The sequence below is a fragment of the Holdemania massiliensis genome, assembly GCF_022440805.1.
Lineage (GTDB): Bacteria > Bacillota_I > Bacilli_A > Erysipelotrichales > Erysipelotrichaceae > Holdemania > Holdemania massiliensis_A.
In genome coordinates this window covers 3,162,648-3,177,754 of record NZ_JAKNTK010000001.1, presented here as the reverse complement: position 1 = coordinate 3,177,754, position 15,107 = coordinate 3,162,648, and the positions used below count along the sequence as shown (strand labels likewise).

The 15,107-nt window shown below is 45.5% G+C and carries 16 protein-coding genes and 1 tRNA gene; 9 read left to right on the top strand and 8 right to left on the bottom strand.

The features are described 5' to 3' along the window. The 4 genes from MCG46_RS14765 to MCG46_RS14750 are packed head-to-tail and all read left to right on the top strand — an operon-like array spanning window position 1 to window position 3,158. Window positions 1-474, top strand: a complete 474-nt coding sequence (locus MCG46_RS14765) for a PTS system mannose/fructose/N-acetylgalactosamine-transporter subunit IIB (RefSeq protein WP_240280645.1) — start codon at window positions 1-3, stop codon at window positions 472-474. Window positions 475-484: 10 nt separating this feature from the next. Next, a complete protein-coding gene (locus MCG46_RS14760; RefSeq protein ID WP_240280644.1) occupies window positions 485-1,255 on the top strand; it encodes a PTS mannose/fructose/sorbose/N-acetylgalactosamine transporter subunit IIC in 771 nt (256 codons plus the stop codon). Continuing rightward, window positions 1,248-2,072 carry a PTS system mannose/fructose/sorbose family transporter subunit IID gene (locus MCG46_RS14755; protein WP_240280643.1) on the top strand — a complete coding sequence of 275 codons (825 nt, stop codon included), beginning with the start codon at window positions 1,248-1,250 and terminating at the stop codon, window positions 2,070-2,072. Before MCG46_RS14760 ends, MCG46_RS14755 begins: the two co-directional genes overlap by 8 nt. Then, complete coding sequence (locus MCG46_RS14750; protein ID WP_240280642.1) at window positions 2,073-3,158, top strand: SIS domain-containing protein; 1,086 nt, start codon at window positions 2,073-2,075, stop codon at window positions 3,156-3,158. A gap of 172 nt (window positions 3,159-3,330) precedes the next feature. Here MCG46_RS14750 and MCG46_RS14745 read toward each other — a convergent pair whose 3' ends face one another. The 3 genes from MCG46_RS14745 to MCG46_RS14735 are packed head-to-tail and all read right to left on the bottom strand — an operon-like array spanning window position 3,331 to window position 6,538. Continuing rightward, window positions 3,331-4,077 (bottom strand): sugar phosphate isomerase/epimerase family protein, encoded by a 747-nt coding sequence (locus MCG46_RS14745; RefSeq protein WP_240280641.1) that lies wholly within the window; start codon window positions 4,075-4,077, stop codon window positions 3,331-3,333. Beyond that, the gene (locus MCG46_RS14740; protein ID WP_240280640.1) at window positions 4,074-5,303 is read right to left on the bottom strand and encodes a lipid II:glycine glycyltransferase FemX; all 1,230 of its coding nucleotides are present in this window, start codon (window positions 5,301-5,303) and stop codon (window positions 4,074-4,076) included. Before MCG46_RS14740 ends, MCG46_RS14745 begins: the two co-directional genes overlap by 4 nt. Beyond that, window positions 5,303-6,538: a peptidoglycan bridge formation glycyltransferase FemA/FemB family protein gene (locus MCG46_RS14735; RefSeq protein ID WP_240280639.1), complete on the bottom strand. Its 1,236-nt coding sequence runs from the start codon at window positions 6,536-6,538 to the stop codon at window positions 5,303-5,305. Before MCG46_RS14735 ends, MCG46_RS14740 begins: the two co-directional genes overlap by 1 nt. A 212-nt stretch (window positions 6,539-6,750) precedes the next feature. Here MCG46_RS14735 and MCG46_RS14730 point away from each other — a divergent pair. The 3 genes from MCG46_RS14730 to MCG46_RS14720 all read left to right on the top strand — a co-directional run bounded on the left by MCG46_RS14730 (window position 6,751) and on the right by MCG46_RS14720 (window position 9,909). Further along, a tRNA-Val gene (locus MCG46_RS14730) sits at window positions 6,751-6,826 on the top strand. A gap of 294 nt (window positions 6,827-7,120) precedes the next feature. Further along, the gene (locus tag MCG46_RS14725; RefSeq protein ID WP_240280638.1) at window positions 7,121-8,548 is read left to right on the top strand and encodes an FAD-dependent oxidoreductase; all 1,428 of its coding nucleotides are present in this window, start codon (window positions 7,121-7,123) and stop codon (window positions 8,546-8,548) included. A gap of 143 nt (window positions 8,549-8,691) precedes the next feature. Continuing rightward, window positions 8,692-9,909: a helix-turn-helix transcriptional regulator gene (locus MCG46_RS14720; protein ID WP_240280637.1), complete on the top strand. Its 1,218-nt coding sequence runs from the start codon at window positions 8,692-8,694 to the stop codon at window positions 9,907-9,909. A 159-nt stretch (window positions 9,910-10,068) separates the two neighbouring features. Here the strand turns inward: MCG46_RS14720 and MCG46_RS14715 are convergent, their stop codons facing one another. Continuing rightward, on the bottom strand, window positions 10,069-10,377 hold the full coding sequence (locus MCG46_RS14715) for a hypothetical protein (RefSeq protein WP_240280636.1): 309 nt from the start codon (window positions 10,375-10,377) through the stop codon (window positions 10,069-10,071). 138 nt (window positions 10,378-10,515) lie between these two features. On the opposite strand from MCG46_RS14715, the gene MCG46_RS14710 reads away from it, so the two are divergent. After that, window positions 10,516-10,887: a helix-turn-helix domain-containing protein gene (locus tag MCG46_RS14710; protein WP_020224461.1), complete on the top strand. Its 372-nt coding sequence runs from the start codon at window positions 10,516-10,518 to the stop codon at window positions 10,885-10,887. Between the two features lie 136 nt (window positions 10,888-11,023). Here MCG46_RS14710 and MCG46_RS14705 read toward each other — a convergent pair whose 3' ends face one another. Beyond that, entirely contained in the window at window positions 11,024-11,419 is a 396-nt protein-coding gene (locus tag MCG46_RS14705; protein ID WP_154238392.1) for a DUF2871 domain-containing protein, read from the bottom strand. A 29-nt stretch (window positions 11,420-11,448) separates the two neighbouring features. After that, window positions 11,449-12,000, bottom strand: a complete 552-nt coding sequence (locus MCG46_RS14700; protein WP_240280635.1) for a TetR/AcrR family transcriptional regulator — start codon at window positions 11,998-12,000, stop codon at window positions 11,449-11,451. Between the two features lie 178 nt (window positions 12,001-12,178). Here MCG46_RS14700 and MCG46_RS14695 point away from each other — a divergent pair, with 178 nt between their 5' ends. Then, entirely contained in the window at window positions 12,179-12,847 is a 669-nt protein-coding gene (locus tag MCG46_RS14695; protein ID WP_240280634.1) for a hypothetical protein, read from the top strand. Between the two features lie 96 nt (window positions 12,848-12,943). Here MCG46_RS14695 and MCG46_RS14690 read toward each other — a convergent pair whose 3' ends face one another. Together MCG46_RS14690 and MCG46_RS14685 are read right to left on the bottom strand one after the other, a co-directional pair. After that, entirely contained in the window at window positions 12,944-14,260 is a 1,317-nt protein-coding gene (locus MCG46_RS14690) for a sensor histidine kinase (protein WP_240280633.1), read from the bottom strand. A 12-nt stretch (window positions 14,261-14,272) separates the two neighbouring features. Next, complete coding sequence (locus MCG46_RS14685) at window positions 14,273-14,971, bottom strand: LytR/AlgR family response regulator transcription factor (RefSeq protein WP_240280632.1); 699 nt, start codon at window positions 14,969-14,971, stop codon at window positions 14,273-14,275. Between the last annotated feature and the right edge of the window lie 136 nt (window positions 14,972-15,107).

Here is a 15,107-nt window from a genome sequence, read left to right as displayed (position 1 = left end):
TTGATTAAGATTTGTAGAATCGACGAAAGGCTGCTGCATGGCCAGGTAGCAGTCACTTGGGTCAATACGATCAATCCGGATGCGATTCTAGTCGCAAATGATGAGATCATGCAAAATGAGATTGCAAAGCTTGCTTTGAAGATGTCCAAACCAGAGGGTATTCAAATGGCGATCAGAAGCATAGCTCAAGCGATAGATTTAATTAATAATCCGGAAACGAAAAAAATGCAGATATTTTTACTCGTGAAGAACATTCATGACGCAAGAAGAATTTCAGAAGGAACTCGCCAAATTCAATATCTGAATTTAGGCCGAGTATTTTCTAAAGATGGAACAATTGAACTGGATTCCAATACGCCAATCACTAAAGCTGACGCAGAGGACTTGATTTCAATGTTTCAGGACGTGAAAAGAATAGAATATCAGATGGTACCTTCTGAAAAGATTAAAGATGTAAAAAAAATATTAGAATAGGAGAAAAAATATGGTAGTACAGGGATTATTGATTGCGTTGGTTGTATACCTGGCAGGGATGTCCGATGTATGGCTAGCTCAGCCAATGTTAGATCGACCATTAGTGATTGGAACGTTAGTGGGTTTAATTCTAGGGGATTTGCGTACTGGCGTTATGTGCGGTGCTCAGTTGGAACTGGTTTTTATCGGCGTTGCGCAAATCGGAAATTCCAATCCTCCTGATGCAATGTCAGGGACTGCGATAGGAACAGCGTTTGTTATTCTGAATCATCAGAATATTGAAACAGCCATTGCTTTAGCCATTCCAGTTGCAACCTTAATTATTATGGTCAAAACTTTGTTGAATCCGATAAGAATTCTTATCAATCCACTGGCAATGAAACTCATTGAAAAGGATGAAGACAGAAAATTTAAATGGTTTTTGGTTTTAAATTCAACGATTATGATGTTGCCACGTGCAATTATTGTGTTTATCGCATTGATGGCAGTAGGTACGAATACAATTGAATCAGTAATTGCAATGATCCCAACGACATTTATGGATGGATTAAGTGTGGGAGGTGGAATGATTGCTGCTGTCGGAGTAGCGATGCTGCTTAGAAATATGTGGACAGGTAAATCCGCGGTTTATTATATTTTAGGCTTTTTAATGGTAACCTATTTTGGATTTGGTTTGCTGCCAGTAGCGATATTCGGTATCGTTTTGGCAATGATCCTTTTCTTTGAAACCAATAAAGAAGAACCGAAGAAAGTTCAAAAAGGAGGTTTATTTGATGATTAATGATAAAATGAAGGCACTACCTGGCGATGAAAGAAAAATGTTAAATCAGATGGCAATTCGCACCTTAGCGCTAAGTACTAGCCAAAATTCAGAAACAATGCAGGGCTTTGCTTATGTCTATGCTATGACACCGGCCATTAAACGATTTTATCCCGATAAAGAAAAACGAATTGAAGCATACAAGCGTCATTTTACGATCTTTAATACAACCCCTACTTGTGGAGGATTTGTCACAGGCCTAACCGCTTCAATGGAGAAGGAAGCTGCTAAAAATCCAGAATTTGACACAACCAGCATCAATGCTGTAAAAACCGCTTTGATGGGACCGATTGCAGGTGTCGGTGACTCTATTTTCTGGGGTTCTGTCAGAACTATTGCTACCGGAATTGGTCTAGGCTTTGCTGCCACTGGAAATGTACTGGGTCCAATTCTAATGATTTTGATTCATAACGGAATTTGTTTCTTCCCACGCTATTATGGTCCATACTTTGGCTATATTTATGGAACCAGCGCGGTTAGCGATCTTTCGGAAAGCGGTTTGTTGAGAAAGATCACAAAATATGCAACGATAGTAGGAATGATGACCGTGGGAGCGATGACATGTACCATGGTTAAGTTGCCATTAGCGCTGAGTGTCAATTTGGGTGGAGCCGTGTTTAGTTTACAGGCGCTGTTTGATGGAATCATTCCAAATCTGGTTCCGTTAACTTTGGTTCTAGGCGTTATGCAGTGCCTTAGAAAAGGAATCAAATCGACAACGATTATTTACGCAATGTTGTTATTAGGCATTATTGGAAAATATTTGGGGGTGTTTTAAATGTCAACTTTATTGGAAACGATTCAGTCTACACCGATTGTACTGCAGAAATTAATTGATAACCGAGCAATGAATAATCAGGCAGCAATTGAATGTATTCAAAAAAATCTACCTGATTTCAAAGAGATTATCCTAATTGGATCAGGAAGTTCTTTAAATGAAGCGAAAACAGCTCGGGGTTTTGTGGAAAAGGTGACTGGTAGGCGGACCGTGGCTGAGACTTCAAATGATTTTCTGCATAACCACACGGTTTTTGATACAAAGAATCTATACATATTTATGTCTCAGTCAGGGACATCCCAAACAACGCGAGAAGCACAATTAAGTCTGAAGAAAAAAGGCTGTGTAACGATTGCCATTTCTTCAGAAACTGAGAAGTTTCTTGCCGCAGAATCCATGGCATATGTCAATTCTATGGCGAAAGACGAGGAATATCTATGTGTGACGATGGGGTTTAGCGCGAGCTTAATTGCACTTGAACTTCTGGGATTATCCATCGGGGAGTATTTAAATACAATTTGTGCTGAACAGGTTATGGATTATATTGCTGATCTAAAAAAAGCGATGAATAATTACGGCGAAATTATTCCGCGGGTAGAAACATGGTTTGCACAGAATGGAAAAGTACTGATGAACGCTGATTTATTTGCGGTATATGGCAGTGATTCCTTGTGGGGTGTGGCGCTGGAAGGTGCGCTGAAGATTTTGGAAATTCCGAAACTGTATGCTGTAGGCTATGAACTTGAAGATGGTATGCATGGACCAACGTTGAGCTTTAATGATCGGATTTGTTTGTTGATTCTGAATGATGGCGGACGGGAAAACGAACGCGCGAAGGCTCTGGCTCGATTTGTTAAAACTGAATTTCATCAGGGATTCCTGATTGGTCAAGCGGGATTGGATGATACGGATCTCATCTTTGAAACAGCGAGCGATCATTTTAAAAACCTGGAATTTGCCTGTGCTGTTCAAACAATTTGCTGGTTCATGGCGGTGGAAAACGGTACGGATTTAACCCATGGAAAAGGGGTTGGATCGAGCGGAAAACGATATTTCTCAACTCATTCCGATGCCAAGTTGAGTTAACTGAGTATAAAGTATGTAACTTGAAAATCAGAGGGATCTAAGAATAGCTTGATGATGTAAAAGCTGTAATAAAAAGAGGACTTCAATTGAATTAATCCTCTAATTAAGTTACAGCTTTTTTATATCTATGATAAACTTTAAAGAACTGTGAATGGGTTGTTTCATAAGTTTATCAACACCAGTTGAATAAGGTATGGACATCCGCCTGAAATTGTGCTGGCTGATCGTCTTTGACAAATTCCAGGATCAGCGGAACCGATTCAGGAATGATTTTCAGCCAGCACTTCCATGCCTTTTCCTGATCCGCTAACGGCAGGCGTGAGTTATCGCTGTTCCAGCTGAACACATGAACCCTTGCCAGCCAGGGCAGAATGTCGGTGAGTTCCTGAAGATTTTCTTCGGCGCTCTTTTCTGGATTGGGCTGCCAGTAGGTTCGACAATTTTTTCGATTCACGGCGTTAAGCAGACGAACAGCGGAAACACTGTTGTCCGTCAGCGATTTGCGGTGATATTCAAACCCGACCTCAATCCCAGCCTGAGCCGCCAGATCGCAGCACTGCTGAGTCTCGGCAACGGCGCGCTCAAAGAAAGCGGCGTCCGCCTGAGCCGAGGCTGTTCGTCCGGCCCAGATCCGGATCAGCGGGGCTCCTAATTTGACGGCGCTGTCCAGATAAGCCTGGAAATCGACTTCCGGCTTCAAGCCTTGATTCAGCTTGTAATAGCTGCCATAGGAGAAAACCGCAAGCTGATGTTGACGGCACTGAGCTTTGATCCGTTCAGCACAATCCAGCTGGCCTGCCGGAACATGCACATCGCTGCCCCATTCCATGCCCGCACATCCCGTTTGCGCTGCCAGTGCGATGATTTCAGGCGCGGTCAATTCACGAAAGGTGACGGAGGTCACGCCGATCGGCCTCATGCCTGCTTCTCCTGTTTGCCATAATGCAGGGCGATGAGTTTGCGCTTTACCCGGCGGCGGAAACGATCCGCTTTTTTCCAACGGGCGGTGCGCTGCGGATGCCGGAGATAATCGAACTCGCCGATCCGTTCGGTATAAATCGAACCGAAAGAACGCTTGTAATCGTAAAGGCCGAAATGCGGATCGGATTTCTCGGTGACCCCGGAGAAACCGCACATATCATAGTGCAGCACGCCATGATTTTTCATATCTTCCACTGCGAAGCGATGCAGGTTATCCACCGCTTTGATAAAATTGAAATCTTTATGATTGTAGGTATAGAGATCCCACGACTGTTCGCCCAACCGCAGGAACAAGCCCGCCGCAATCGCCGGTTTTGTACCGTACCGGGCTTTTAAGTCCGCGGCTTTTTCTTTTTCTTTGAGCTTGGACTGCAGCGCTTCGGGATCTTTATGATATTTGCCGCTGTCAATTTCCTGCTGGATGCCGTTGATCATCTGATCCAGATCAATTTCGGTGACATACAGGACGGCATGTTCGCCGAAAGCCTCCAGAAGATCTTGAAAGAAAGTTTCAGTATGCGGCTTAAAGCCCTGAATTTGAGAAAGCTGCCGTTCAAATTCACATAACTGCGGAATATCTTCCACCGTTCCAAGCCGGGTTGAAACACCGATCACCGCATGCCGGCGCAGACTGTTCTGCCGGGCTTTTGAGAAGTGTTTGACGATTTCCTCAAGTGAAGGGGAAAGGTCGATGATCAACGTATAGCGGTTGACCCAGCTGCCGTTATAGGCGTAACCGTAGCCTTTATGCACAAAGCCCAGTGATTTCAGCAAGGCCGTGACATCCTCATGATTTTCTCCGCCTTCAATCGGATTGCCTTTGATATCCCGTTCCATTCTGAGTACATTTGGATCGATCCGCAGAAAATCCACTTTGGCATTTTCCGCCAGTTGGATCAAGCCCCGCAGACACTGTTCACTCAGATCAGAATCGCTGTAATCCAGACACGGTCCCCAAGGAACATAAAAGTAATGAATCCCCAGCCGCTTCCGCTCCAGGATCATCGCTGTTCCCTTCAGTTCATCCTGATCATAGAAACCGTAAAAATGCGGCTGATCCTGTTTCTGCAGCTTGGCCCACATCGAGGTCTTCATGTAATGTCCATAAGGATGAATACGGACAAAGCTGTCCAGCTGTGAAGCTGGGATAGGTTTACAGATCATCAACGGGATTCCCTCCTTAACCATTGCCGGCGCCACTCCTTGACCTTTGGCAATAACTTTGTCCAGATCGGATACAGTAGCGGCTTGCAGGCCAGACTGAATTCACCAAGATAGACGTCGATTTTCGGAACAAAGGATGATTTAAAGATAAATAACCCATCGTCCAGTGTGCCTTCCACGCCGCCGAAGTTAAATCGTGTGCAGCCTTGCTCAAAGGCCCATTGAATGCCGCGGAAGCGCAGCGCGTAGGCGGCCAGATAACGGCGGTATTTTTCATTTAAACCGGAATATAACAGCTCACAGGTTGTGCCGTCATGCACTAAAAGCAGAGCGCTGACCAGAATGTCGGAACCATCTTCTTCAGCCTGTTGGCGCAGCTTGGCTTTTTCCTCATCCAGATCCGCAATCTGTTTTTCCAGCTGCTTGCGTTTCTTGTTCGCCTTTTCATCCAGCTCATGAAGATGATCCCGAAGACCCTGCTGCTTTTGATCCACCAGGGCCAGCGCGTGATCACAGTGAAGATGAGCCGCGAGAATACAGGACTGATCGCCAAAGTTTTCCATGATCGTACGGAAATAGTCTTCATTGCGCAGGTGAATATTCTTGCGCCGTTCCGTGTATTCGATCATTTCCGCTAATTCATGAACATGTTCTATGCCCCAGACTTCAATCTGGATGCCCTTGGCAAAACTGTTGTGGATTTTTTCGCGGGTCTTTTTCGGAAAGGCAGTCTCCCAATTTTCCTGATAGGGAAAACAGAGCTGAAAGCGCGGCTGTACGGTTTCGCTCAGCAGCTTTGTATAGCCCGCAAAATGAGCTCTGGCTTTCGCCAGCTGCTGAGGAATCGGACTGCGGGCGTTCCAGGCGGCTTCTTTTTGATCCAGCTCATAGCTGCCAATGATTAGATACGGATCAAATTTACATTCTACGGCTCCTTGTTTTGCACAAAACTTCCGAATGGACGATAAGAAAAATTCCATCTGTTCGAAATTGGTGTAATCCATAATCGGGCCGCGGGGAATATAAGCTAATTTCATGCCCATCGGCAGACTGCGGAACAGAATCATCGCTGCACCGCATAATTCACCATCCTGGCGCATGCCGACATACTTGGCAGACCATTCCTTTTTCACCTGGGCCCAGCCTTCGGTCTGATATATATTATTACAGCTGCTGGAACGGGTGAATTCGTCCAGCTGCTTTCCCGTGATTGACTCACAAAACTGCAGATTCATGATGCGTTCGCCTCCGATATTTCATTATAGCATACCCGACCTTAACTTTCTTTACCCGTTTTGGAATTCCAGCGGGAATTTGAATGAAATTCTGTTGGTTAGAAACCAGAAAACATCCGAAAATTGGCCGCTGCGGGATGTTCGATTTTGGATTTTTTTAGCTAAAAAAGGGTTGCAGTTTTCAGGGATCAATGGTAATATATTAAAGCACCGGACGCTTAGCTCAGTTGGGAGAGCACTTCCTTGACGTGGAAGGGGTCAGGGGTTCGAGTCCCTTAGCGTCCACCATGATGATAAAGATAAACTGCTGATAAGGCAGTTTTTTTGTGTTTATTTTGATCCAATTCAAAAACACAGTGAACGCAGAATGAAGTCTTAAAGCAGCTGTGGCTTCGGATATCTCTCCTGTACGGCTGACATCAGTCTGCAAAAGAAATCCCGTTGTCCTTTATGAAACTGCAGCCGCTCATTTCATATTAAAAATTAGACAAGGAAAGTCAAAAATTCACGGGAAAAGTCAAAAATTCAAAACTTGTGTAAAGTTTATCAATGCTACAATGCAGGTATCAGGGAGGAAATGAAATGAAAAAACTTTACAACCTTGGATTATCCCTACTTTTAGGCTTCGGTTTGACCGCCTGTGCAGGGAATCCGCAGACACAATCACCAGACCCATCCCAACAACCGGAAGCAGAAACAAAGGAAGAAACAACAACGACTGTGGTTGTCGGGGCCGGGGGCGCCGGCATGATGACGGCCATTGAACTGCAAAATAACGGTCAGGAAGTCATTCTGTTGGAGAAGCAAGCAATGCCGGGAGGAGCGACGCTGTTGGCCGCCACGTACTTCGTCGCGGTGGATACAGAAATGCAGAAGGAAGCTGGAATGGGGCTGAGCATCGAAGATTATGTTGCCAAACAGGTTGCTTCCAATCCGGATTTCAATGCCGACCAATTACAGCGCCTGCTGGAAAACAGTCAGGACAGCATCGATTGGCTGAATGAGCGTGGGGCCAATCTGACACGTCCGATGTCCAACTATCAGATCGGCATCGCAGACGGCAGTTCGCTGGGCGTCATGCTGGTCAAGATTCTGAACGCTGAATGTGAAAAAGCCGGTGTTGATCTTCGGACAGAAACACAGGTTACGGAAATTTTAATGGATCAGGGCAAAGCCGTGGGTGTCAAGGCTAAGGGACCGGAAGGTGAAATGATCATTCATGCAGATCACGTTGTCCTTGCTACCGGAGGCTATGCCGCAAATCAGGATCTGGTGAAGGAATATGCTTTTCAATGGGCGGGAACTCCGTTTACCACCGCTGTCGGCAGTACCGGCGACGGTCATCAGCTGGCAAAGGCAGCCGGCGCCAATCTGACAAATATGGATGTGGTGCGGATGAATCCGGCAGTCTATACGGATGAGAACGGAAGCAGCTACAGTTTGAGCGTTGCTCGGGCAGAAGGCGGAATTCTTGTCAATTTGAAGGGGGAACGCTTCTGCAATGATTATTATCCGGATTACACACAGCTGTCCCGCTGGATGATCGAACAGGAAGGCGATTATACCTATATCGTTTTTGATCAGAAGTCTGTTGATACTTCATCCCGACTGGCTGATTTTAAGGACCGCGGTTTCTTCCTGGAAGGCCAAACCCTGGAAGAGTTAGCGGATCAGATGGGCGTACCGGCAGAGAATCTGACGGCAACCGTAGAAAAATACCGTGGTTATTTCGATCAGGGTAAAGATGAAGAATTCGGCCGTACTAACAATATGAACACACGCATTGATCAGGCGCCGTACTATGCTGTAAAAGTAAAGCCGGGCATCCAGGTCACTCTGGGCGGTATCCAGGTGAATGATACACTGCAGGTCATGAATACCGAAGGCCAGCCGATCGAAGGCTTATATGCGCTTGGCGAATGTGCCGATGATGGTCTGTTCGGCGGGGCACCGACCAACATTGACATCACCTTTGGACGTCTGCTTGCTCAGCATTTAATCAATCAGTAAGGCTTGATGGTGTGCTGGAGGACGATAAATTCTGGACCATAAAAAGACAACGAAGAAGTCGGCGGGCGCTGGCTTCTTTCGTGCTTTACAAAACGATTCATTCTGACTGAAGATATGCTATGATGAAGCAGGAGGGATGCTGGATGGAAGTCTACAACAAAGAAATTTTCTGCCGGACGATGATCGTCAATGAAGCCTTGTTTGGTCAGACTGAAAAACAGCTGCGGATGATGATGAATGAAGTGGAAACCGAACTGAACTTTGATTTCCATGACTTTTATCTTTGTTTGACAGGGCTGCCCAAGAAATATTATACGGCTGAGCTGAACATGAACCGTAAGGATTTCGTACGGATTTTTGAAGCGTTTATTCGCCAAATTCATAATCAGGCCAGGCAGGATGAGATTGAAATGATGCATGCCGTCATCAATTATGACGGTTCCAAGCAGATTGCTTTTCTGATTAAAAAGGGCAGTAAAAGCGAAGCGGAGATTCTGGCTTTTGCCGGACGGATTATGGAAATCCTAGAAGCCGAGTATCAGAAGGATGAACGCTATCAACGTTCCTCGTTGGCTAATTTTACCGTACTTTCTCCATGGATTTGCGATTATTCAGCGCTGGCCGCCACGTTTGAAACAGTACGGAAACTGAGCCGAATGGCGTATTTCGATATGCGCCCGGTTGTTGTCCAGCAGCAGGATATTCCTGAAGGAAAAGGGGACTGGAAACGAATTCGGGAGCTTTTTGAACAAATTGAATTGTTGATCTTCGATAAGAACATGCGAAAGCTGGAGCTGGCTGTGCATGAGCTTTTCAGCAAAGAGGTGAAGCCAAGCTATAATTTTGATCTGGCTTACGCAGTGATTAATGATCTGAACCGGCTGACGATGAAGCTGAAAGATCAGCTGAACTTAGAACTCCCCTCCGCTCAGCTGCTGTTTCGGCTGGAGCGTTATTTCAGTGTCGAAGAAACTGAAAAAAACGTGCTGCAGCTGCTGCGCCGTATTCATCAGGAAGCCGCAGCCGATTATCAGCGGATGAGCCCGATTACCCAACAGGTCCTGGCCTGGATCAAACAAAACTATATGCGTGAAATCGGTCTGCAGGAAGCAGCAGATCATCTGGGACTGGCGCCGGCTTATGTCAGCCGAACCTTCAGCCGGGATTTGAAAGTTTCACTGAGCGCCTATATCACGCGTCTGCGTATCGAACGGGCAAAACTGCTGCTAATGGAAACCAATATGAAAATTGCGGAAATCGCAGACAATGTGGGAATTGTCAACCGCGATTATTTCAGTGTCCTGTTTAAGAAAAATACCGGCATGCGGCCGCAGGAATACCGCGATTTTTATCGTCAGTAACACTGAATCAAGAAGCAAAACAGAACAAGTTCGTAACCCATTCCACGCTGGCTTTGACTTGATGAAATGAACAAAGCCGCAGCCGGGCCAAGCACTGCGGTTCTGTTTTGTCGTTGCGTTTTGGTTAAAGCTGATGGGAATCAGGAGCTATGATCATGCTTATTTGTTTTCAAAGGCTTCATAAATCGCCAGTTTTTCTTTGGTGGCTGTGATCACTTCGGTCAGATTCTTAAGGATTGTCTGCTCACGAAATAACAGCTCGATCAATTCCAGCTGGTCTTCCTCATCATAGCTTCCATATTTTAAATCGTTAGTCAGATTTTCAATGGAGCGTTCCTTTTTTCCTACCTGTTTGCAGATCAGGATCAGAAAGTCCGCAAGATCAGCACTGGAAAAATCACCGATCCCGATAATTTCATTTAAGAGTGTATACGCTTCTTCTGCATTGGTTGCCGCGGTTACTAACATTTTTTTCTCCTTTATTTAAAGCCTGAAATTCAATAAAATTAAGTGTGAAGCAAATATTGCTTTCAGATTTATTATAATCGCTTTCTTATCCAGTTACAATAATGTTAAATCATTTAGAAGAATTTTTGTGAGGTGGATATGAGCGAGAAGAAAGATTATGTGGATTATTCCCTTTTAGGTCAGCGAGTTCGCAGAGCACGGAAAAAAGCAAAACTGACCCAAGCCAAGCTTGCTGAAAAAGTAGGGGTGTCAATACCCACGATCAGCCATATAGAAACAGGGACGAATAAAGTCAGTTTGGAGCTGTTTGTCAGCATTGCCAATGCACTGAATGTTACGCCGGATGAGCTGATTCTGGACAGCGTACCGAAACTGGCTTCGATGTATATGCAAGATCTTCGGGAAGATCTGAAAGACTGTACACCGGCAGAGTATAAGATTTTAACGGACATGCTTTCCAATATGAAGATGCTGCTGCGCCGGTATTCGTCGCATGAGCAGGATCAATGATCGCCTCAGCCCGATAGTTCAGAACTGACAAAAAAATAAGTAAAGGGATCATAAGAAAAAGAACTTGGCCTGCATGCAGATCAAGTTCTTTCTTTAAGTTCGCTTTCAATCTTGAAGAAGCAAAAGCGGCTGGGACTTAGGCTCGGGAACGGATCAGATTTAAAATCCAGACTAAGCCGATGCCCCACAGAATATGTCCCAACCCGGCAATTCCTGCGATCATCGCACCGACTTCCATGCCCTGCAGCTGCATCCAGCCGTGAACCAAAAACAGGACGACCGTCCAGACTAAGCCGATATTATAGACAACGAAAGCTTTGCGGAAAGAGGAAGTTTCAGCAAAATCAATGAATTTGCTTAACAAAGCGACGACCAGGAAAAACAAGGTGCCAAGCATAAACAGATGACCATGGGCCAAAGATAAATAAGTCCGGTCCGTATAATTCAGCATTCGGGTTGCTTCCCGAAAGAAGACGCCGGCAGCCATGGCAGACAGCGCGTAGATAAAAGCTGTGTTGATGAATTTTTTCATTGTGTTCAATACCTTTCTTTTTAACCTTTTTATTTTGAAGGATGGGACAGTGACGCTTCCAGCCAACGGCGCAGTGAGCTGTATTGATAACCACGATTTTCCAGACAGCCTAACAAGCTGGTGAACAGAAAAGCTGCCCGTTCATTGAGCTGTTCTTCCGTTTCATCGGGAAAGCTGGTTTGAAGGGCCAGCGCCAGCTGACGTGTCAGGTGGGTCTGCGCTTGCAGTTCGCGGGTCTTTGCCTCCTCCAGAGCAGCGGGGGATAAACCTGAAGCAGCATGCAGAAATTCAGCGGAGAACTCATCGATGCTTTGTTTCATCATGGCATAAAGCCAATCCAGCTTAACTAAAACATCGCCTTCCGGAAATGTTTTCTGATGAAAACAATTTTGCCAGAATTGCTGAACAACATCGAGCACCAGACTGTCCTTGGTGGGGTAGTAGTTATACAAAGTGCCTAAGGCGATATCGCATTCCCGGGCTAAATCTCTTAGTTTTAAGCCGCTCAAGCCGCCAGTCCGCGACAGCTCAATCGCTTTTTCAATCAGAGTCTGACGTAAATTAGGCAGAAGTTTAGGCAAGATCTCACTCCTTTCATGATATGAACTGTGTTCATTATAGGGGAGTTCGTTCAATAAGTCAACGCTGATGCTCACTCGGGAAAAGGCTGCGGACAGAAAAAATAAAACCGGAATAGGTGTTGACAGAATAAGCTTTTCTACCTATAATGAACAATGTTCATAAAAGGAGGAAATAACCATGCAGGCTATTGTTGAAACGGTTTTTGATCTTGTTTATCTTTGTACGGTCACGACACTGGGAATTCTCATGATTCGCCAGGGCCGTCAATCTCGTCAGTATTTTCTGTTCGGGATTATGGCGGTGACATTGGGGGCGGGAGATGCCTTCCACTTAGTGCCGCGGGCAATCGCGTTGTGTACGACCGGCTTGGAAAATTATACTGTGGCTTTGGGCGTCGGCAAATTTATCACTTCGATCACGATGACGATTTTCTATGTTTTATTATATTACGTCTGGCGCCAGCGTTATCAGGTTACAGGAAAAAAAGGTCTGACGTGGACGGTCTATCTGTTGGCCATGGTACGAATTGGATTGTGTCTGTTTCCGCAGAATGGCTGGACCAGTGCTGAGGCGCCGCTGGCTTGGGGAATATACCGCAATATTCCGTTTGCTTTGATGGGTTTGCTGATTATTGTACTGTTTTATCAAAGTGTTAAACAGCATCAGGACCGAGCTTTTCGCTGGATGAGCCTGACCATCATTCTCAGCTTCGGCTTCTACATTCCGGTTGTTTTGTGGGCGGATACGGTACCGTTGATCGGAATGCTGATGATTCCGAAGACCTGCGCCTATGTTTGGACAGTCTGGATCGGCTATGCTGCGATGCGCCATGATCTGCAAAAATAAGTCTGAACTGCATTGGAAAGCAAACAAGAAAACAGCGTTTGGAAGCTTCAGCTCAATCTGAAAAAATACCGCGGATCCTGAATCTGCGGTATTTGTTTATGCCAGGGTGGTATCGGCTGATGCTTGGGGATCACAGACGGGTTCCAGCTTCAACATCACGTCAAGAATAAACCAGCCATTTTCCACTGAGCAGTGAATATTGCCGCCCTGCCGCTGGGCAATGTCCTGAATGGTAGTCAGGCCCAAGCCATGCCCGCTGTCTTTTTTGCAGCTGGGTGGAAGCTGATGCGGAGTCAGCTGGAGTTTTTGACCACATCGGTTCTTAATCCGGATCAGCGCGTAATTCTGCTGAATATCTGTTTGAACGGAAACCTCCCGCAGGGACGGCGGCAGCGCTTGAAGTGCGTCGCAGCAATTTTCCAAGGCATTGGAGAAAATCAGACAAGTTTCAGCATGCGTTAAAGGAAAGGATTGATACTTTAAGGTATATTCCCATTGTGCGCCCAATGTCAGAAAACGATCGGAATACTGCTGCAGAACTGCATTCAGATAAGGATCGGCACAAAATTCCTTTTTACGCTGATCCATCGCATAAGCGTTGATTTCCTGAAGATAGGCCTGCGCTTCTTCGATCCTTGCTTCGCCGAGTAATCCGTTTAAGACAATCAGATGCGCTTTCATATCATGCTGAAGCTGGCGAAGAGCTTGTTGGTTTTCCAACTGCTGCTCGGCAGCTTCTTTCTGCATTTGCAGCTGCCGAGCCTTTTGACTGCGTTCGAAAAGCAGCAGCTGACTGTGCAGGGTTGAAAAGATTGTTAAATAAGTTGCCGGCATCGCAGCTAAAACTAAGATTAAAGCAGGAATATCGGCTGGACGGTTGATGATCGGATTGGGCCAATTAGGCATGATGCACAATAACGCATAGTACAATACGGCCATTAATGTAAAAATTGCCCATCCCTGTGAAACTGTCTTTTGAAGATTCTGATAAGGTCTGCGCAAATATCGAAATGCCGCATATTCTGCGAGCGGGAAAGCGATCATCCGCGTAATAAATAAAATATAAAGCTGACCATGAAGCAGAAGATCAAGCAGATTGGTCGTGATGCACAGCCATAGGGCGCAGGTGTCCGCCAGGCAGAAGGTAAAACAAAATTTCCATCCGCGGTCACACGAAATCCAATAATAAAACAACAGTGTCGGCAGTGTGCAGGTGAGGACAAAGATCCGTCCCATGCCGTCAATCCCGAGGGTATTCAATAGGAAGGTGTTGGCAAGGACCAGGCAGCCCATAAAGCATAAGGTCAGCGAAACTGTGACCCGCAGCGAATACCGTGAACGGCTTAGCAGCATAAAAATAAGGAGAATGTGCACCAATGACCAGATCACTGAAAAATCACGCAGGTTTTCCACAAGATCGCCTCCTTATTTCAGATTCCTAAAAATAACTTCGTGATACAATTTGCGTGCCTGACTTAAATAGCTGCGGGAAATGGGAATATGATATTCCCCGCAGAGAAATTCATCCTGATCCAGACTGTCGACTAAATACAGGTTGACAAGATAGCTTTGATGGCAGCGGAAGAAAATCTGCGGATCCAGCCGTTCTGCGATCACACTCAGTTTTTCACGAATCGAATACATCACTTTGTTCTGACACTGAAACAACAGCGTGTGTCCGCGGCTGGTCACAAAGATCAGCTTATGATACGGCACAACAACGGATTTTCCCCGCGTTTCAAGAACGATCTGCTGCTGACGCTGCAGCTGAATCTGCATTTGAGCACGCTGCAGCAGCTCGTGGATCTGCGCCTGACTGATTGGTTTGACTAAATATTGAAAGATGTATAAATTATAGGCTTCCCGATAAAAATCATCACTGGTTGAAACAAAGCAAAGCAATGCGTCCGGATCAAGACGACGGATCTGCCGCGCTAATTCTAAACCGCTGATCCCTTCCATAAAGATATCCAGAAGATAGAGATCATAACGTTCATGAAATTCTTCCATGGAAACAAGCAAGGCTTCACCGCTGGAAAAAGCGGTCGTAAAATGCTGCGTACCAATCAGATAGGTCAGCTGTTTTAGATCTTCGGCTTGATCATCACAGAGCGCAATCTGCATTGCTTCTTCCTCCTTGAATTTGTTAATTTAATTATACGAAAGAAGGAAATCCCAAACAACGCGATTTTTGTCGTTTCGTGCGCTGTTTTTGACAGGGACAGGGATTGAAGTTTGCTGTGTGGTAAAATAATAACCG